At 68.0% G+C, this 16,279-nt stretch carries 19 protein-coding genes; 7 read left to right on the top strand and 12 right to left on the bottom strand.

Features of this window, described 5'->3' with window-relative positions; genetic code table 11:
• The 9 genes from ACQG3P_RS16600 to ccmA all read right to left on the bottom strand — a co-directional run.
• On the bottom strand, nucleotides 1–705 hold a 705-nt coding region (locus ACQG3P_RS16600), incomplete at its 3' end, for a tetratricopeptide repeat protein (RefSeq protein ID WP_426805687.1).
• On the bottom strand, nucleotides 699–1,100 hold the full coding sequence (locus tag ACQG3P_RS16595; RefSeq protein WP_426805686.1) for a cytochrome c-type biogenesis protein: 402 nt from the start codon (nucleotides 1,098–1,100) through the stop codon (nucleotides 699–701). The genes ACQG3P_RS16595 and ACQG3P_RS16600, both read right to left, overlap by 7 nt.
• A gap of 322 nt (nucleotides 1,101–1,422) precedes the next feature.
• Nucleotides 1,423–2,004: a DsbE family thiol:disulfide interchange protein gene (locus ACQG3P_RS16590; RefSeq protein ID WP_281066577.1), complete on the bottom strand. Its 582-nt coding sequence runs from the start codon at nucleotides 2,002–2,004 to the stop codon at nucleotides 1,423–1,425.
• Nucleotides 2,005–2,038: 34 nt separating this feature from the next.
• Nucleotides 2,039–3,958, bottom strand: coding sequence for a heme lyase CcmF/NrfE family subunit (locus ACQG3P_RS16585; protein WP_426805662.1), 1,920 nt, complete (start codon nucleotides 3,956–3,958; stop codon nucleotides 2,039–2,041).
• The gene (gene ccmE / locus ACQG3P_RS16580; RefSeq protein ID WP_426805661.1) at nucleotides 3,959–4,420 is read right to left on the bottom strand and encodes a cytochrome c maturation protein CcmE; all 462 of its coding nucleotides are present in this window, start codon (nucleotides 4,418–4,420) and stop codon (nucleotides 3,959–3,961) included.
• Entirely contained in the window at nucleotides 4,417–4,602 is a 186-nt protein-coding gene (gene ccmD, locus ACQG3P_RS16575; RefSeq protein ID WP_093532489.1) for a heme exporter protein CcmD, read from the bottom strand. Before ccmD ends, ccmE begins: the two co-directional genes overlap by 4 nt.
• On the bottom strand, nucleotides 4,599–5,366 hold the full coding sequence (gene ccmC / locus ACQG3P_RS16570; RefSeq protein WP_426805660.1) for a heme ABC transporter permease CcmC: 768 nt from the start codon (nucleotides 5,364–5,366) through the stop codon (nucleotides 4,599–4,601). The genes ccmD and ccmC overlap by 4 nt, the downstream gene beginning before the upstream one ends.
• Before the next feature lie 91 nt (nucleotides 5,367–5,457).
• Nucleotides 5,458–6,153: a heme exporter protein CcmB gene (gene ccmB / locus ACQG3P_RS16565; protein WP_184126620.1), complete on the bottom strand. Its 696-nt coding sequence runs from the start codon at nucleotides 6,151–6,153 to the stop codon at nucleotides 5,458–5,460.
• A complete protein-coding gene (ccmA, locus tag ACQG3P_RS16560; protein ID WP_426805659.1) occupies nucleotides 6,150–6,836 on the bottom strand; it encodes a heme ABC exporter ATP-binding protein CcmA in 687 nt (228 codons plus the stop codon). Before ccmA ends, ccmB begins: the two co-directional genes overlap by 4 nt.
• Nucleotides 6,837–6,939: 103 nt before the next feature.
• Between ccmA and ACQG3P_RS16555 the strand changes: the two genes are divergently transcribed.
• The 4 genes from ACQG3P_RS16555 to ACQG3P_RS16540 all read left to right on the top strand — a co-directional run bounded on the left by ACQG3P_RS16555 (nucleotide 6,940) and on the right by ACQG3P_RS16540 (nucleotide 10,473).
• A complete protein-coding gene (locus ACQG3P_RS16555; RefSeq protein ID WP_184126622.1) occupies nucleotides 6,940–8,088 on the top strand; it encodes a methionine aminotransferase in 1,149 nt (382 codons plus the stop codon).
• The gene (locus tag ACQG3P_RS16550; protein ID WP_426805658.1) at nucleotides 8,088–8,900 is read left to right on the top strand and encodes an amidohydrolase; all 813 of its coding nucleotides are present in this window, start codon (nucleotides 8,088–8,090) and stop codon (nucleotides 8,898–8,900) included. The genes ACQG3P_RS16555 and ACQG3P_RS16550 overlap by 1 nt, the downstream gene beginning before the upstream one ends.
• A gap of 141 nt (nucleotides 8,901–9,041) precedes the next feature.
• Nucleotides 9,042–9,476 (top strand): hypothetical protein, encoded by a 435-nt coding sequence (locus tag ACQG3P_RS16545; protein ID WP_068853112.1) that lies wholly within the window; start codon nucleotides 9,042–9,044, stop codon nucleotides 9,474–9,476.
• Nucleotides 9,477–9,549: 73 nt separating this feature from the next.
• A complete protein-coding gene (locus tag ACQG3P_RS16540) occupies nucleotides 9,550–10,473 on the top strand; it encodes an RHS repeat-associated core domain-containing protein (RefSeq protein WP_426805657.1) in 924 nt (307 codons plus the stop codon).
• Nucleotides 10,474–10,516: 43 nt separating this feature from the next.
• Here the strand turns inward: ACQG3P_RS16540 and ACQG3P_RS16535 are convergent, their stop codons facing one another.
• Genes ACQG3P_RS16535 through ACQG3P_RS16525 form a run of 3 tightly spaced genes read right to left on the bottom strand, consistent with a single transcriptional unit; the run spans nucleotide 10,517 to nucleotide 14,183 of the window.
• Nucleotides 10,517–12,307, bottom strand: coding sequence for a pseudouridine synthase (locus ACQG3P_RS16535; RefSeq protein WP_426805656.1), 1,791 nt, complete (start codon nucleotides 12,305–12,307; stop codon nucleotides 10,517–10,519).
• Nucleotides 12,300–13,262: an SMC-Scp complex subunit ScpB gene (gene scpB, locus ACQG3P_RS16530; protein ID WP_426805655.1), complete on the bottom strand. Its 963-nt coding sequence runs from the start codon at nucleotides 13,260–13,262 to the stop codon at nucleotides 12,300–12,302. The genes ACQG3P_RS16535 and scpB overlap by 8 nt, the downstream gene beginning before the upstream one ends.
• A 15-nt stretch (nucleotides 13,263–13,277) precedes the next feature.
• Nucleotides 13,278–14,183 (bottom strand): segregation and condensation protein A, encoded by a 906-nt coding sequence (locus tag ACQG3P_RS16525; protein ID WP_068853099.1) that lies wholly within the window; start codon nucleotides 14,181–14,183, stop codon nucleotides 13,278–13,280.
• 302 nt (nucleotides 14,184–14,485) lie between these two features.
• On the opposite strand from ACQG3P_RS16525, the gene ACQG3P_RS16520 reads away from it, so the two are divergent.
• From ACQG3P_RS16520 to ACQG3P_RS16510, 3 genes are all read left to right on the top strand, one after another.
• Entirely contained in the window at nucleotides 14,486–14,785 is a 300-nt protein-coding gene (locus tag ACQG3P_RS16520; RefSeq protein ID WP_426805654.1) for a YciI family protein, read from the top strand.
• Complete coding sequence (locus ACQG3P_RS16515; RefSeq protein ID WP_068853096.1) at nucleotides 14,782–15,051, top strand: BolA family protein; 270 nt, start codon at nucleotides 14,782–14,784, stop codon at nucleotides 15,049–15,051. The genes ACQG3P_RS16520 and ACQG3P_RS16515 overlap by 4 nt, the downstream gene beginning before the upstream one ends.
• A gap of 148 nt (nucleotides 15,052–15,199) precedes the next feature.
• Complete coding sequence (locus ACQG3P_RS16510; RefSeq protein ID WP_093532498.1) at nucleotides 15,200–16,243, top strand: LacI family DNA-binding transcriptional regulator; 1,044 nt, start codon at nucleotides 15,200–15,202, stop codon at nucleotides 16,241–16,243.
• Nucleotides 16,244–16,279 lie beyond the last annotated feature (36 nt).

Below are 16,279 nucleotides of genomic sequence, written 5' to 3'. Positions count from 1 at the left end.
TCCCGCAGACGTCGGACCCAGCGTCACCTCGATATCCAGCCCCACCGATGGCGCAGGGGCGTCAGCCGGCGCCGGCATGCCCGCCTTCTCCCGCGCAATGGCGATCTGCTCGCGTAGCGCTGCGGCCGCCGCCGGTTCCAGGCGGGGAAGCAGTGCCTCCCACGTAGCGGCCGCTTCCGCATCCTGCCCACGCTGGCGCTGGGCAATGCCGATCAGCCAACCCGCGCGCTCGCTTGTCGGGTCCACTTGTTGCGCATGCTTCAACCACTGCAATGCGGTGTCGTCGAACTGCTTGCCCGCATCGCCCTGTGCACGCGCCTGTGCGGCTTCCACCAGTAGTGGCGCTTCATCCGGCGCGAGCGCAACGGCGCGGGAAAACGCCTGGTTCGCTTTTTCGGTATTGCCCAGCGCCAACTCGGAACGGCCCAGCAACGCCCAGCCATCGGCGCGCTGCGGTTCGCGTTCCAGCGCCTGCTCCAGCTCGCGCACGCCCTGCTGCAGCGTGGCCGGTCCCTCGTCGGCGACGACATCCACGGCCTTCGGCGTGCCCACCAGCAGGTACAGCGCCACGCCGGCCACGCCGATGGCGATCACCGCCGCCACGAACGGTGCGCGCTTCCCGCTGCTGCGCAGCGGCCACAGCACCACCATCGCCACCACGGCGGCACACAGCCCGGCAATCACCTGCATCCATTCGCTCACCAGCGCTCCTCGCTTTCGCCCATGGGCTGCACTTGGCGGCTGCGCCGGCGTACCACCCACACCAGCACCCCGGCACCGCCGAGCACCAGCACCAGCGGGCCGAACCAGAGCAGGCTGTTGCGCGTGTCCATGGCCGGACGGTACAGCACGAATTCGCCGTAGCGCTCCACTAGGAACTGCTTGATCTGCGCATCGCTGTTGCCCTGCTGCATCAGCGTGAGCACTTCGCGGCGCAGGTCATGGGCGATCTGTGCGTTGGAATCGGCCAGCGACTGGTTCTGGCACTGCACGCAGCGCAGTTCGGCGGCCAGCGCATGGAAGCGCGCTTCTTCCGCGGCATCGCGGTACTGCAGCGGGGTCGGGTCGGATACGGCCTGTGCCAGCGCGAGTGCCGGCATCAACAGCAGCGCTACCGCCAGAGCAACCCACAGGCTGAAGAGCGCCGGCACGGGGCGCCCGCCCCATGCCGGCGTTGCTGGGCGCACGACCAACGGTCGTGCGCTACCGGTCGGTAGCCATTGCCCACCGTCGGTAGGTAGCCATTGCCCACCGTCGGTAGGTAGCCATTGCCCACCGTCGGTAGGCAGCCATTGCCCACCGTCGGTAGGCAGCCATTGCCCGCCGTCGGTAGGCCGCCATTGCCCGCCGTCGGCCGGCCGCCATTGCGCGCCGTCGGCCGGTAGCGCACGACCGTTGGTCGTGCGGCCTTCAGCGCCCGAATCACTCCGCAGGCGGCAACGCATTACGCGGCTGGGCATTCGCACCTTCCAGTTTCTCCAGTTCCGGCAACAACTTCGTATCGATCACGCGCTGGGTGAGCGCGCCGCTGTACTTCCAGCGCACCACGCCGCTGGCGTCGACCAGGAAGGTTTCCGGCGCGGCGGTCACGCCCCAGTCGATCGCGGTGCGGCCTTCGATGTCGCTCAGCACCAGCACGAACGGGTTGCCCAGCTGTTCCAGCCAGCGCAGCGCATCGGCCGGCTCGTCCTTCCAGTTGTAGCCGATCACGCGCACGCGCTTGGTTTCGGCAAACCGGGTCAGGATGGGGTGTTCCTCGCGGCAGGCCGCGCACCAGCTGCCCCACACGTTCAGCACATACGGCGCGCCGCGCAGTTCGCTGCTGTGCACGGTGATGGACGGGTCGTGCAGGACCGGCAGCGCGAACGCAGGCGCGGGCTTGCCGATCAGCGCCGAGGGCAGGATGTCGCGGTCGGGCGCGCCGGACTTCATCACCCCGTACACCATCAACCCGAGCAGCCCGAAGAAGAACAGCACCCCGATGACGATGGCGACCGGAGGCAGCGGGCGGGAGGCGGGGCGGGGATCGGACACGGTACTACTCCTGGAAACGACGGAAGCGGCGGTCGGCGGCGGTGACGAAGCCGCCCAGCGCCATCAGCAATGCGCCCAGCCAGACCCAGCGCACGAAGGGTTTGATATGCACGCGCACGGCCCATGCATTGTTGCCCAGCGGCTCGCCCAGTGCCACGTACACATCGCCGCGCACGCGCGCATGGATGCCGGCTTCGGTCATCATCTGCCCGCCGCTGGCGTAGGCGCGTTTTTCCGGGTGCAGCAGGGCCAGTTCACGCCCGCCCTGCAGCACGCGCACATGGCCGCGGTCGGATACGTAGTTGGGGCCCTGCTGGTGGTCCACGCCTTCAAAGCGCAGGGTGTAGCCGCTCACCTCCAGGTCGTGCCCGGGGCTGAGCGCCACTTCGCGCTGCACGTTCAGCGCTTCCACCAGCAACGCGCCAACCAGGAACACCGCCACGCCGGTATGGGCCAGCAGCATGCCGACCATCTCGGCGTTGAAGCGGCCGTTGCCACGCAGGCGGGTCCAGATGAAACGCGCGGTGCCCAAGGCAACCCACGCCGCTGCGGCCACGCCGGCGGCGGCCTTGAGCTTGCCCTGCGGGGCCACGAACCAGGCGAGCACGCCCAGCAGCAGGGCCAACCCAGCCCACGGCGCCAGCAGCGCCAGCCGCCTCGAGGCCTGGTCGCGCTGCCAGTTCACCAGCGGCCCGAACGGCAGCAGCGCCACCAGCGGCGCCATCAGCACGATGAACAGGGTGCCGAAGTAAGGCGGGCCCACCGAGACCTTGCCCAGCCCCAGCGCATCGGCCAGCAACGGATACAGGGTGCCCAGCAGCACCATGGCGCAGGCGCCGGCCAGCAGCAGGTTGTTGGCCAGCAGCAGGGTCTCGCGCGAGGTGGGCATGAAGCCACGGCGCGGATCATCGCTGCCCAGTGCGCCGGCGCGCAGCGCATACAGCAGCAGCGCCGCACCGATTACCAAAGCCAGGAAGACCAGGATGAAGGCGCCACGCGAGGGATCGGCGGCGAAGGAGTGCACGCTGGTGAGCACGCCCGAGCGCACCAGGAACGCGCCCAGCAGGGACAGTGCGAAGGCGGCGATGGCCAGCAGCAGTGTCCAGCTGGCGAAGCTGCCGCGCTTTTCAGTCACGGCCTGCGAATGGATCAGCGCGGCGCCGGCCAGCCACGGCATGAAGCTGGCATTTTCCACCGGGTCCCAGAACCACCAGCCGCCCCAGCCCAGTTCGTAGTACGCCCACCAGCTGCCGAGCGCGATGCCCAGGGTGAGAAAGCCCCAGGCAACATTGGTCCACGGTCGGGTCCAACGCAGCCAGCGTGCATCCACGTGGCCATCCAGCAGCGCGGCAATGGCAAACGCGAACGGCACCGCAAAGCCCACATAGCCGATGTACAGCATCGGCGGGTGGATGATCAGCCCCGGGTCCTGCAGCAGCGGGTTGAGGTCGCGGCCTTCCAGCGGTGCCGGCAGCAGCCGCGCGAACGGATTGGAGGTGAAGAACAGGAAGGCGATGAAGCCCATGCTGATGATGCCCATCACGCCCAGCACGCGCGCGCGCACGGTGTCTGGCAGGCGCTTGGACCACAGCGCCACCGCGCCGCCCCACAGCGCCAGCACCAGCACCCACATCAACAGTGAGCCTTCGTGCGCGCCCCATACGGCCGAATAGCGATACGCCAGCGGCAGCAGGGTATTGGAGTTTTCGGCCACGTAGCGCACCGAGAAGTCCTGCTGCACGAAGGCGACGGTCAGCAGCGCGAATGCGCCGGCCACCAGCACCAGCTGCGCGAAGGCGGCCGGGACGGCCACGGCCATCCACGGCCTGCGCCCGCGCTGCGCGCCCCACAGCGGCAGCACCGCCTGCAGCAGGGCGGCCAGCAGCGCACAGACCAGCAGTACCTGCCCCAGCTCAGGCAGCACTCAGCGTGTCTCCACTGCCGGCATCGGCACGTCGTGCTTGGTGTGGGCCGCGCCCATCTTGTCGGCCACTTCCTTGGGAATGTAGTTCTCGTCGTGCTTGGCCAGCACTTCATCGGCCACGAACACGCCGTTTTTCAGAGTGCCCAGCGCGACCACGGCCGAATCTTCGCGGAACATGTCCGGCAGGATCCGCGAGGTGGTCACCGGCAACGTGGCATCGCCATCGGTCACCACGAAGTGGGCCTCCAGCGAGCCTTCGGCGCGCTGGAACGAGCCTTTGACCACCATGCCGCCGAGGCGGAAATTGGATTGGGTGCCCTGTTCGCCGCGCAGCACTTCCGAAGGCGTGTACAGATAGGCGATGTTGCGCTGGAGCGCGAACGCCACCAGCGTGGTGGCAAGACCGGATGCAAGCAGGAGCAGCAGCACCCAGACCAGGCGGCGGCGCTGTACCGGCGTCATCGGCTCAGCTCCGTGGCCAGCGGCGTGCCCGGCGTGCGCTGGTCGCGCGCGGCCTGGCGCTGCTGGCGCTGAAGGGCTTGGCGACGCGCGCTGCGCAGCCGCAGCCAGGAACCCAGCGCGTCGGCCGCCAGCACCAGCACGAACACCGCGTACGCGGCGGCAATGAACCCGACATGCGTCATCGTTGCAGCTCCCCGGCAGGCTCGGTGCCCAGGCGTTGCGCCACCCAGGCCTTGCCGGCTTCGCGGCTGAGGTTGTCGGCACGCGCCTTGGCCAGCAGCGAGCCGACGAACCACAGCTTGGTGGCGACCACCATCCACCACAGCGGCGCGATCAGCTCCGGGCGCACGGCGTTCTCGCCAAACACATTCACCGACTGGCGCTGGTGCAGGCCACCCCACCAGTCGACCGAGTAACGGATGATCGGCAGCAGGCCCACGCCGACGATGGCCAGCAGGCCCGCAGCCCGCGCGGCACTGCGTCGGTCTTCAATGGCGTGGTACAGGCCGATCACGCCCAGGTACAGGAACAGCAGGATCAGTTCGCTGGTCATGCGCGGGTCCCAATCCCACCACGTGCCCCAGGTGCCTTTGCCCCAGATGCTGCCGGTGAGCAGGGTGATGAGGGTGAAGCCGGCGCCCATCGGCGCGCAGGCCATCGCCAGGATCTCGCAGATCTTGATCCGCCAGACCAGCGCGATGGCCGAATACAGCGCCATCAAGGCGAACACGAACAGGCTCATCCACGCGCTGGGCACGTGGATGTAGATGATGCGGAAGGCGTCGCCCTGGGTCTGCTCGGCCGGCACCACGAAGATGCCCTGCCAGATGCCGATCAGCAGGACCGGCAGGGCCGCGATGGTGAACACACGCGACCAGCGCGACGCGAAGCGGTCGAAGGTGGGGGGCGAACCGAGTTGGTGGAACCAGCGGACAAGGCTATTCATGCAGCGATGGCTATCCAGCTAGAAAGCAACAAACACGTAGTGACACGCCATGCGTGTCATGACGAACGAAGCAGCGCAATCCACTTGCACATCAACTCAATGAAATCCTGATGGCCGCAGCAGTCGCCAACGGCGCCAACACCAGCGCCACCACCAACCCGGCACCCAGCAGCAGCAACGCCCCCACCGGATCCTGTCCTCGCGCGGCGGCCGCCACACTGCCTGCACCAAACACCAGCACCGGCACGAACAGCGGCAACGCCAGCAACGCCACGAGAATACCAGAGCGACGGATGCTCACTGTCAGCGCTGCCACCACCCCGCCGATCAGGCTGAGCAGCGGCGTGCCGAGCAGCAACGATGCCAGCAATATCGGCAGTTGGTCATGTGGCAGATGCAGCATTTCGGCCAGCAGCGGGCTCACCACGATCATCGGCAGGGCGGTGGTGGCCCAGTGCACCAGCACCCGCACCAGCACCAGCCAGGCCAGCGGCACCGGCGCCAGCAGCCACTGTTCCAGCGAGCCATCCTCGGCGTCGCTGCGGAACAGGCTGTCGAGCGAAAGCTGCCCGGCCAGCAGCACCGCCAGCCACAGCACCGCAGCGGCCACCTGCGCCATCAGCGGCGGATCGCGGCCCAGCGCCAGCGCAAACAGCACCACCACCAGCAGCGCAAACAGCAGCGGCTGCAGCGCATCGCCGCGGCGGCGCCACAGCAGGCGCAGGTCGCGCCCGGCCAGGGCGCGTGCGGTCTGCCACAGGCCGGGTTCGGTGCCAGGTGCGATCATGCGCGCACCTCCGGCAGCACCGGGCTCTGCCCGGCCACGGCCTGGCCGGCACCCCCCAGATGCAGCAGCCGGGTCCGCACCGGCGGCGCGGCATACGCACCGTGCGTGGTGACCAGGGCCGCCCCGCCGCTGCGCAGGTGCGCTGAAATCATCCGGTTCACCAGGTTGATGCCGTCCAGGTCCAGGTTCGCGTACGGCTCGTCCAGCAGCCACAGCGGCGCCGGCGACAGCCAGATGCGGGCCAGCGCCAGCCGCCGCTTCTGCCCGGCCGACAATTGCCGCACCAATGTGTTCTCGAAGCCAGCCAGGCCCACGATGGCCAGCGCGTTGCCCGGCATCTGCCGCGCGCGCCGGCCGTGCAGGCCGCACAGGAAATTCAGGTTCTCCAGCGTGTCCAGGTCGGGCTTGAGGCCGGGCAGGTGGCTCAGGTACGCCACGAACTGGGCGCGCTCGCGGTGCCCGGCCGGGCGCCCATCGATCTGGATCGTCCCGCTGCCCGGGCGCAGCAGCCCGGCCAGCACCCGCAGCAGGGTGGTCTTGCCGGCGCCGTTGTCGCCCTGCACCAGCAGCGCCTCACCCGCATCGACCTGGAGGTCGAGCGGCCCGAACACCGGTTCATCGTTGCGACTGAAGGCCAGGCCATGCGCGGCCAGCAACGGAGGGGTATTCGAAGAATTCAGCATCGGCGCAGTGTACCGGCGGATCGATCCCGAACCCAATGGCCGAGGCCTCGGCCTCCAGATTTCGTACACTTCGGGGTCTCCGCCTTTGATCCCCCGGTTGCCGATGAACCCCCAGACCAAGCTGCCCAAGGTGGGCACCACCATTTTCACCGTGATGTCCCAGCTGGCGGCCGAACACGGCGCGGTCAACCTGGGTCAGGGGTTCCCGGACTTCTCCGCGCCGCAGCGCCTGATCGATGAAACCGTCAAGGCCATGCACGGCGGGCTGAACCAGTACCCGCCGATGACCGGCGTGGCCCCGCTGCGCCAGGCCATCGCCCAGAAGTCGCTGGACCTGTATGGCGCCCAGATCGACCCCGACACCGAAATCACCGTCACCAGCGGCGCCACCGAGGCGATCTTCAACGCCATCCACGCCGTGGTCCGCCCCGGCGAGGAAGTGATCGTGCTGGACCCGGCGTACGACTGCTACGAACCGGCCATCGACCTGGCCGGCGCCCGCGCCGTGCACGTGCCGCTGGACCCGCAGACCTTCGCGGTCGACTGGGACCGCGTGCGCGCCGCCATCACCCCGCGCACCCGCCTGCTGATGGTCAACACCCCGCACAACCCGTCCGGCGCCATGCTCACGGCCGATGACATGCAGGCCCTGGCCGACGTGCTGCGCGGCACCGGGATCTACCTGATTTCCGACGAAGTCTACGAACACATCATCTACGACGGCCGCCGCCACGAGTCGGCGCTGCGCTACCCCGAACTGCGCGAGCGCGCCTTCGTCATTTCCAGCTTCGGCAAGACCTACCACTGCACCGGCTGGAAGATCGGCTATGCGGTGGCGCCGCCGGCGATGAGCGCCGAATTCCGCAAGGTGCACCAGTACAACACCTTCACCAGCTTTGGCCCGGCCCAGTACGGTTTTGCCGCGATGATCCGCGACGAGCCGGAACACCACCTGGAACTGGGCGCGTTCTACCAGGCCAAGCGCGATGCGTTCCGCGAGCAGCTGCTCACCACGCGCCTGAAGCCGCTGCCGGTGCCGGGCGGGTACTTCCAGCTGGTGGACTATTCGGCCATCAGCGACCTGCCGGACCATGAGTTCGTGAAGTGGCTGACCATCGAAAAGGGCGTGGCCGCCATTCCGCTGTCGCCGTTCTACGAAACGGCGCCGGAAGGCCAGCGCCTGGTGCGGCTGTGCTTTGCCAAGAACGACGCCACGCTCAGCGCGGCGATCGAACGCCTGCAGGTGCTGTGATGGGTACCGCCAACCGTCCCGATCTGCGCATCAGCCTGGTCCAGGGCGATACCCGCTGGCACGACCCTGAGGGCAACCGCGAATACTACGGCGCGCTGCTGGCGCCGCTGGCCGGGCAGACCGATCTGGTGATCCTGCCGGAAACCTTCACCAGTGGTTTTTCCAATGACGCGATCTTCCGTGCCGAAGGCATGGACGGCCCCACCGTGGCCTGGATCCGCGAGCAGGCGGTGGGGTTGGGTGCTGCGGTGACCGGCAGCGTACAGCTGCGGGTGGGCGAGGGCGTGTACAACCGGCTGCTGTGGGCCACGCCGGACGGTGGGCTGCAGTATTACGACAAGCGCCACCTGTTCCGCTACGGCAATGAGCACCTGCGCTATGCCGCCGGCAGCGAGCGGCTGAGCGTGGAATGGAAAGGCTGGCGGATCAATCCGCAGGTCTGCTACGACCTGCGCTTCCCGGTGTTCTGCCGCAACCGCTACAACGTGGAGCGTGCCGACGACCTGGACTTCGACCTGCAGATCTTCGTGGCCAACTGGCCGTCGGCGCGTGCGTATCCCTGGCGCACCCTGCTGCGCGCGCGCGCGATTGAAAACCTGTGCTACGTCGCGGCGGTCAACCGCGTGGGCGTGGACGGCAACGACCTGCATTACGCCGGCGACAGCGCGGTGATCGATTTCCTCGGGCAGCCGCAGGTGGAGATCCGCGAGCGCGAGCAGGTGGTCACCACCACCATTTCCGCGGCAGCGCTCGCCGCGCACCGCGCCCGCTTCCCGGCGATGCTGGACGCAGACACCTTTACCCTGGGCTGATCCGCACATCGATCGACATTGCGGCGGCCGTTGGCGGGCGGTAGGTGAATGGCGATTGCATGCCGTGGAAGGGCCTCATGCCGGCGCGACGCCGGCACTGCTAGATTCGGCTTCGTTCCCACTCCGTACGAGCGCACCGCTATGAAGAAGCTTTCCCTGGCCCTGTTCGCCTTCGCCAGCATGGCTGCGGTTCCGGCCGCGCAGGCCGCCGGCAACATCGACTGCGAGCTGCATTACTCCCTGGCCGGTTGGTCGGTGATCTACAAGACCGCCTCGGGCACGGGCACGATCACCTGCGACAACGGTGCGCGCATTCCGGTCAAGATCAGCGTCAAGGGCGGCGGCCTGACCGTAGGCAAGTCCAAGATCACCGATGGCAAGGGCAGATTCTCCGGCGCCTATTCGGTCGACGACCTGATCGGCTCCTACGCCGCCGTCGAAGCCCACGCCGGCGCGGACAAATCCAGCAGCGCGCAGGTCGTCACCAAGGGCGACGTATCGCTCGCCCTGGCAGGTACCGGCAAGGGCTGGGACCTCGGCGTAGCCGGCAGCCGCTTCACCATCGAACGCCGCTGACCCATCACGCCCCAAAAACACCCTCCGCACCGACACTATCCCCGCCTGCGGGGGTTACGCGAGGGGTGAATCCATGTCGCTTCAAACCAGCACGCGCGCGAACCGGTTCACGCGCCTTGGCTTCAATGGCCAGCTGCACGAGCCTGCCGCCTACTGGCAGATTCTGGGTAACGGCCGCCGTGTGTACAACCCGGTATTGCACCGCTTCCATAGCCCTGACCGGCTCAGCCCGTTCGGCCGCGGTGGAATCAACGCCTACGCCTACTGTGGCGGCGATCCGCTCAACTACGGCGACCCCAGCGGGAAGTTCGCGCTGCCGGTGATGCTGCTCGGCCTGGTGGCAGGCGTAGGCGGGGCGGGCATCGCGGCGTCGGCCGGCGCAGGCGACCGCGATGACGGCGGCAGCAGCGCGCTTCCGTGGATCATCGGTGGCGCGATCGCAGCGGTAGGGTTGATGGCTGGCGTGGGCATGGCCGGGCGCTATCAGCGGATGCATCTCAACACGCCCGGTCCAGGCACGTCAGCCGCAACCTGGCGGAATCCGGTCGCGCGCACCGCACCGGCGGCGCCGCGCACTCCAGCGCGGGCAACGCCTGCAAGTGCGCAACGTGCGGCGCCGACACTTTCGCCGGCGGACGCCAAGGGCGTCATCCATCGTGACAAGACCGGCATGGTGATGAAGCGCATGGGCGACCTTCCATCTCCGGTCCGGGACAGGATCGTCGAAATCCGTCAATTCGGGCCGCGCGGAACCACCCCGGACCCTTCAAAGGTGGGAATCTCCAAACGATTCGACAACCCCAAAGGGCTGCTTCCGCCCGACCGTACTGGCAACTTCTATCACCGTTATCCGGTGATGTGGGGCAAAGGGCACCCCTACGAAAACTGGCGCATCGTGACCGGTGGCAGCCGCAATGGCGGTATCCATGCCGTCTTCGTCACGCCCGACCACGACGCTACGTACTACAAGATTGCCGATTGGGGCTGGAACCGATAGCGACGAAAAAAAACCCGGTCAATGACCGGGTTTTTTTCATGCATCAGCCGCCGCGCGGGCCGCCGCCACGGTGGCCACCGCCACCGGGACCGCGGCTGCCACCCGGGCGTGCGCCGCCGGGACGACCGCCGGGACCACCGGGGCCGCGTGCACCGGGGCCACCCGGGCCACGGTTGCCACCCGGGCCACGGTTGCCACCCGGGCCGCCAGGACCCCGTGCGCCGGGACCGCCCGGACCACGGTTGCCACCCGGGCCACCGGGGCCGCGATTGCCGCCGGGACGGCCGGCGGGGCGGGGCGTGCCGTACGGGCTGGCGCCCGGATTGGCATGATCGGACGGGAAGCTCGGGGCATTGCCCGGGTGACCGTACGGGTGGCGCTGTGCGCCCTGGCCGCTGCGGTTGCCCGCGCCGGCACCGGCACCGGCCGGACGGCCCTGGCCGCCGTAGCCGCCACGGTTTTCACCGCGACCTTCGCCACCAAAGCCGCCGCTGCTGCGCTCACCGTAGGCGCCACGGCCCTGGCCGCCTGCGCCGCCCGGACCCTTCGGCTTGCCGTACGGACGGCCCTGGCCACCGGCGCCTGCGCCGGCACCCGGACCACGTGCGCCCGGGCCACGGGCTGCGCCCGGACCGGCGTTGCGGTGGTTGCTCGGGCCGGTGCTCACGCCATCGGGCACGTACCAGCTGCGGAACGCGGCCGGGTTGCCTTCGGGCAGGGCGCGGTTGCCCTTGTCCGGGCGCTGCTTGAACGGGCGCTGCGACTGCTTGGCCGCCGCTTCGCCGGTGACCGTCAGGCCACCCTTGAAGCCGCCGCCCTTGCCGCCGCGACCACGGCCGCGGTCTTCGCGCACGTTGTCGAAACGACGCAGTTCGCGGCCTTCGTCGGCCTGGTTGTGGCCATTGACGTAGGCATTGCCACGACCGCCTTCGCGCGACACGCGCACGGTGGTCTTGGCGGCGCGGCGCTGGCCGATCACCGGCTGCAGGGTCAGCGCCGAGGGGGCGCCTTCTTCCAGCTTCAGTTCGGCGCGCAGCGCTTCAACCTGCTTGGCCGGCAGTTCGACCGACTGGCCACGCAGCAGTTCGCGCGGCAGCGAGACCTTGCCGTAGCGGGTGCGCTTGAGGCGGCTCACCTGGCAGCCCTGCGATTCCCACAGGCGGCGCACTTCGCGGTTGCGGCCTTCCTTGACGACCACGCGGAACCAGTCGTGCGAATCGGTGCCGCCGATGCGTTCGATCTCGTCGAACTTGGCCGGGCCGTCTTCCAGCGCCACGCCACGGGAGAGGCGGTCGACGATGCTGTCTGGCACCTTCTCTTCGCCTTCCGGTGCACGCACGCGCACGACGTATTCGCGCTCGACCTCGTAGGAGGGGTGCATCATCGCATTGGCGAGTTCGCCATCGGTGGTGGCCAGCAGCAGGCCGGTGGTGTTGATGTCCAGGCGGCCGATGGCGATCCAGCGCGCGCCCTTCAGGGCCGGCAGCGCTTCGAACACGGTCGGGCGGCCTTCGGGATCTTCGCGGGTCGTTACTTCGCCTTCGGGCTTGTTGTAAGCCAGCACGCGCGAGGTTTCGGTCAGCGCGGTGGCGACAAAGCCACGGCCGTCCAGTTCAACCTTATCGCCGCTCTTGATCGACTGGCCGGTCTGGGCGACTTCGCCGTTGACCTTGACCAGACCATCGGCGATGCGCTGTTCCAGCGCGCGGCGCGAGCCGAGGCCGGCCTGGGCCAGCACCTTGTGCAGACGCTCTTCGAGCTTGGGCTGTTCGGTTTCGTTTTCGCGCTTGAGCGAAAGCTTGTTCAACGACAGCTTGCGGGGGGTGTCACTCATTTACTTGGCTCCGGCCGGCGACGGTTTCGTCGGCCTCTGGTTCGGGATCGGCTTCGTCAACAGCCACGGTCGTCTTCGCGACGGCGTTGTTTTCGGTTTCGTTCTGGTGCGCCGCGCGGGGTCCCGGCACGGTATCGGGCTCGCCATCGCTGGCGGTTGTATCCGCGTCGTCGTCGGGGAGCGACGGCGACGCATGGGATGGGGTATCACTATTGTCTGACTCGGCGTCCTGTTCCGCCAGTCGCGCGGCCATCAGGGCGGCGCGGGCGGCGGAACGGGCAGTGGCCGGGTCCTGTTCGGGTTCCGGTTCGGATTCCGGTTCCGGGATGGTTTCCGGTTGCGGTTCGGCGTCCGGGTCCGCCACGCCGGCGGCGATCCGGCCGGCCAGCTGGCCGTCGTTGTCCAGCGGCAGCTGCGGTTCCAGTTCGCCCAGGTCGCGCAGCTCGGACAGCGGCGGCAGCTCGTCCAGGCGCTTGAGCCCGAAGTAATCCAGGAAGCCCTTGGTGGTGCCGAACAGCGCCGGCTTGCCGGGCACGTCGCGGTGGCCGATGACGCGGATCCATTCGCGTTCTTCCAGGGCCTGGATGATGTTGCTGCTGACCGCCACGCCACGGACCTGTTCGATCTCGCCGCGGGTGATCGGCTGGCGGTAGGCAATCAGCGCCAGCGTTTCCAGGGTGGCACGGGTGTAGCGGGTCTTGCGCTCGGTCCACAGCCGGGTGATGAAGCCGTGGACTTCGTTGGTGACCTGGAAGCGGAAGCCGGAGGCCACCTCGACCAGCTCCACGCCACGGTCGGCGCAGCCTTCGCGCAGCAGTTCCAGCGCGCGTTCGATGCTGCCCGGCGGCGCCGGCTCTTCTTCCGGGAACAGGCCCTGCAGCTGGGCCAGGGTCAGCGGCTGGCTGGAAGCCAGCAGCGCCCCTTCGACAATACGGTTGATCAGCGGTTGATCCATGCGTGGGTCGGGTGCTCAGTCAGGGTCGTTGGCGGCGTCGTTGTCGTCGAACTCGCTGTTGAACTGCAGCGGTTCGTTGGTGTTGCCGGCGGCCAGTGACTTGACGTAGATCGGCGCCAGCGGAGCTTCCTGGACGATGTCCAGCAGCTGTTCCTTGGCCAGTTCCAGCAGGGCCAGGAAGGTGACCAGCACCCCCAGCTTGCCTTCTTCGGCGGTGAACAGCGTTTCAAACCGGTAGAACCTGCCGTCTTCCAGACGGCCCAGCACATCGCCCATGCGCTGGCGGACACTCAGGGCCTCGCGCTTGATCGCGTGGCCGGTGAACAGCTCGGCGCGCTTGAGCACGTCGTGCAGCGCCATCAGCATTTCCTTCAGGTCCACCGGCGGCGGCAGCTTGATCGCCGCGCGGTCGGGCACGAAGGCATGGGCCAGGCTGGTGTCGCGGTCCTGGCGGGGCAGGGCGTCGATGTCCTCGGCAGCCTGCTTGAAACGTTCGTACTCCTGCAGCCGGCGCACCAGCTCCGCACGCGGGTCGGCTTCCTCGCCTTCCACGCTGGGCGGCCGCGGCAGCAGCATCCGCGACTTCACTTCGGCCAGGATCGCCGCCATCACCAGGTATTCGGCCGCCAGTTCGAAGCGCAGCTCCTGCATGACGTTGATGTATTCGACGTACTGGCGGGTGATCTCGGCCACCGGAATATCCAGGATATCCAGGTTCTGCCGGCGGATCAGGTAAAGCAGCAGGTCCAACGGACCTTCGAAGGCATCCAGGATGACTTCCAGCGCATCCGGCGGGATGTACAGGTCCTGCGGAATCTGCAGGACCGGTTGCCCATGCACCACGGCCAGCGGCATTTCCTGCTGCTGAGGGGCGGTCGGCCGGATTTGCGGGTTCGCGTCGAGCGCGAGTTCAGAGGTCATCAAGATTGACGTCGGTATTGCAACGGACCAGTTTGCTGCGCCTGGCGCAACCGGAACACCCGGGCGGCAGGATCGCTAGCCATGACATTTCAAACAGCAGCAGGACGCGCTGCTCAAATGCAGCGACAGAACTACGGGAGGTCGTCTACGTGTGCTGGTGTGGGGCAGTGGGGCCCTGTAGCCACAGGGTTGCTGCGTCCAGCCACGTGCAATGTGGTCAAGAGTACGGCTTCACAACGGCAGTGTCCAGCGAGGCGGGCTAGAATCGCGGCGCTTGTTTAGCTGAACCCCAGGAGTTGCCCGTGTGGTATGTGATTGAAGGCTATGACGGCACCGATGTGCTGGCCGCCCGCCTGTCGGCCCGGCCGGCCCATCTTGCCCGTCTGCAGGCCCTGTGCGACGAGGGGCGGCTGCTGCTGGCCGGCCCGTGCCCGGCCATCGACAGTGAAGACCCGGGCCCGGCCGGCTTCAGCGGCAGCGTGGTGATCGCCGCGTTCGATTCGCTCACCGAAGCCCAGAACTGGGCGGCGGCCGATCCGTATGTGGAGGCCGGGGTGTATGTGCGCACCGAGGTCCGCCCGTTCCGCAAGGTGCTGCCATGAGCCGGGTGGAGATGATCCGGGCGGCGCTGCAGGCCGCCTTCGATCCGGAACTGCTGGAGGTGGAGGACGACAGCCACCGCCACGCCGGGCATGAGGGCGCGCGCGATGGGCGCGGGCACTTCAATGTCCACGTGGTCAGCGCGGCCTTCGAAGGCAAGCTGCCGCTTGCGCGCCATCGCGCGGTCTACAACGCCTTGGGCACCCTGATGGAGACCGATATCCACGCGTTGTCCATTCGTGCCGAAGCGCCGTCAAAAAAGGGCTGAAACCCTTGTCCTGCCTTGTCCCGGTGAGTCCCGGGGCGACCTCTCCAAGACACCCCGAGGTTACCGCCGTGCGACATTTGCCTAACGTAGTGTTTACATCCGGGATTGAAAACGCTTACATTCCGCGCCAAGCCCAGATCTCTAAGCCGTGGAGGGCGGCGAAGTGAACAAGGCAGCTATCACAATCAAAGATGTAGCCCGCGAAGCCCGCGTCTCTGTGGCGACGGTATCGCGTGCGCTCAATGGCCATGAAAACGTCGCCGAACCGGTGCGCAAGCTGGTGCTGGAGGTGGCGGCGCGCCTGCGCTACACCCCGCACGCGGCGGCCCGCAGCCTGAGCAGCCGGCGCACCAACACCATTGGCGTGGTGCTGCCGGACCTGTATGGCGAATTCTTCTCCGAGCTGATGCGCGGCATCGACAACGTGGCCCGCGCGCGCCGCCAGCATCTGCTGGTGTCCAGCTACCACGGCGACCAGGAGCAGCAGGGCGCGGCCCTGCGGGCCATGCGCGGCCGGGTCGACGGGCTGCTGGTGCTGTCCCCGTATGCGGAAAGCCCCGGCTTCCTGACCGACAACCTGCCCCAGGCGCTGCCCACGGTGCTGATCAACACGTACCTGCCCGAGCAGGATCACCCGGTGCTGAGCATCGATGACCATGCTGGTGCGATGGCGATGACCGCGCACCTGCTCGAGGCCGGCCACCGCCGTATCGCGTTCATCGGCGGCCCCGAGCTGAACTTCGATGCGCGCGAACGCCTGCGGGGGTTCCGCGATGCGCTGGCCGCATTCGGCGGTGCCGCCGAGGGCATCGAGCTGCCCGGCGACTTCGATGAAGCCTCCGGCCACCGCGCCGGGCAGGAGCTGCTGGCCGCCGGTGCATTGCCCGATGCGGTATTCGCAGCCAACGACATGATGGCGCTCGGTTGCCTGTACGCGTTCGCGCAGGCCGGCGTGCGCGTGCCGGCCGACGTGGCATTGGCAGGCTTCGATGACATCCCCCTGGCGCGTTTCGTTCACCCGTCGTTGACGACGATGCAGGTGAGTATCGCCGAGCTTGGCGATAAGGCGGCGACGCGTCTGTTGCAGTTGATGGATGGCAACAACACGGAAACGGCCGGTGACAAGCAGACACTTGTACCGCGCCTGATCGTGCGTGATTCAAGCGTTCCGCCGAAAGGCGGAACGCAGTAGGTCGCGACCGTTGGTCGTGACTTGTTTGGCCGCTGA

The sequence above is a fragment of the Stenotrophomonas sp. SrG genome (assembly GCF_050031795.1).
GTDB lineage: Bacteria > Pseudomonadota > Gammaproteobacteria > Xanthomonadales > Xanthomonadaceae > Stenotrophomonas > Stenotrophomonas rhizophila_A.
The sequence above is the reverse complement of the archived record's forward strand: the minus strand, read 5'-3'. Positions and strand labels throughout refer to the sequence as shown.

Bases quoted from the DNA above. Each gene is read 5' to 3' on its own strand.
- ccmA (WP_426805659.1), bottom strand. From the start codon at position 6,836: ATGCTGAATTCTTCGAATACCCCTCCGTTGCTGGCCGCGCATGGCCTG.
- ACQG3P_RS16540 (WP_426805657.1), top strand. From the start codon at position 9,550: ATGTCGCTTCAAACCAGCACGCGCGCGAACCGGTTCACGCGCCTTGGC.
- ACQG3P_RS16545 (WP_068853112.1), top strand. From the start codon at position 9,042: ATGAAGAAGCTTTCCCTGGCCCTGTTCGCCTTCGCCAGCATGGCTGCG.
- ACQG3P_RS16555 (WP_184126622.1), top strand. From the start codon at position 6,940: ATGAACCCCCAGACCAAGCTGCCCAAGGTGGGCACCACCATTTTCACC.
- scpB (WP_426805655.1), bottom strand. From the start codon at position 13,262: ATGGATCAACCGCTGATCAACCGTATTGTCGAAGGGGCGCTGCTGGCT.
- ccmC (WP_426805660.1), bottom strand. From the start codon at position 5,366: ATGAATAGCCTTGTCCGCTGGTTCCACCAACTCGGTTCGCCCCCCACC.
- ccmD (WP_093532489.1), bottom strand. From the start codon at position 4,602: ATGACGCATGTCGGGTTCATTGCCGCCGCGTACGCGGTGTTCGTGCTG.
- ccmB (WP_184126620.1), bottom strand. From the start codon at position 6,153: ATGATCGCACCTGGCACCGAACCCGGCCTGTGGCAGACCGCACGCGCC.
- ACQG3P_RS16550 (WP_426805658.1), top strand. From the start codon at position 8,088: ATGGGTACCGCCAACCGTCCCGATCTGCGCATCAGCCTGGTCCAGGGC.
- ACQG3P_RS16535 (WP_426805656.1), bottom strand. From the start codon at position 12,307: ATGAGTGACACCCCCCGCAAGCTGTCGTTGAACAAGCTTTCGCTCAAG.
- ACQG3P_RS16515 (WP_068853096.1), top strand. From the start codon at position 14,782: ATGAGCCGGGTGGAGATGATCCGGGCGGCGCTGCAGGCCGCCTTCGAT.
- ACQG3P_RS16595 (WP_426805686.1), bottom strand. From the start codon at position 1,100: ATGCCGGCACTCGCGCTGGCACAGGCCGTATCCGACCCGACCCCGCTG.
- ACQG3P_RS16525 (WP_068853099.1), bottom strand. From the start codon at position 14,183: ATGACCTCTGAACTCGCGCTCGACGCGAACCCGCAAATCCGGCCGACC.
- ccmE (WP_426805661.1), bottom strand. From the start codon at position 4,420: ATGACGCCGGTACAGCGCCGCCGCCTGGTCTGGGTGCTGCTGCTCCTG.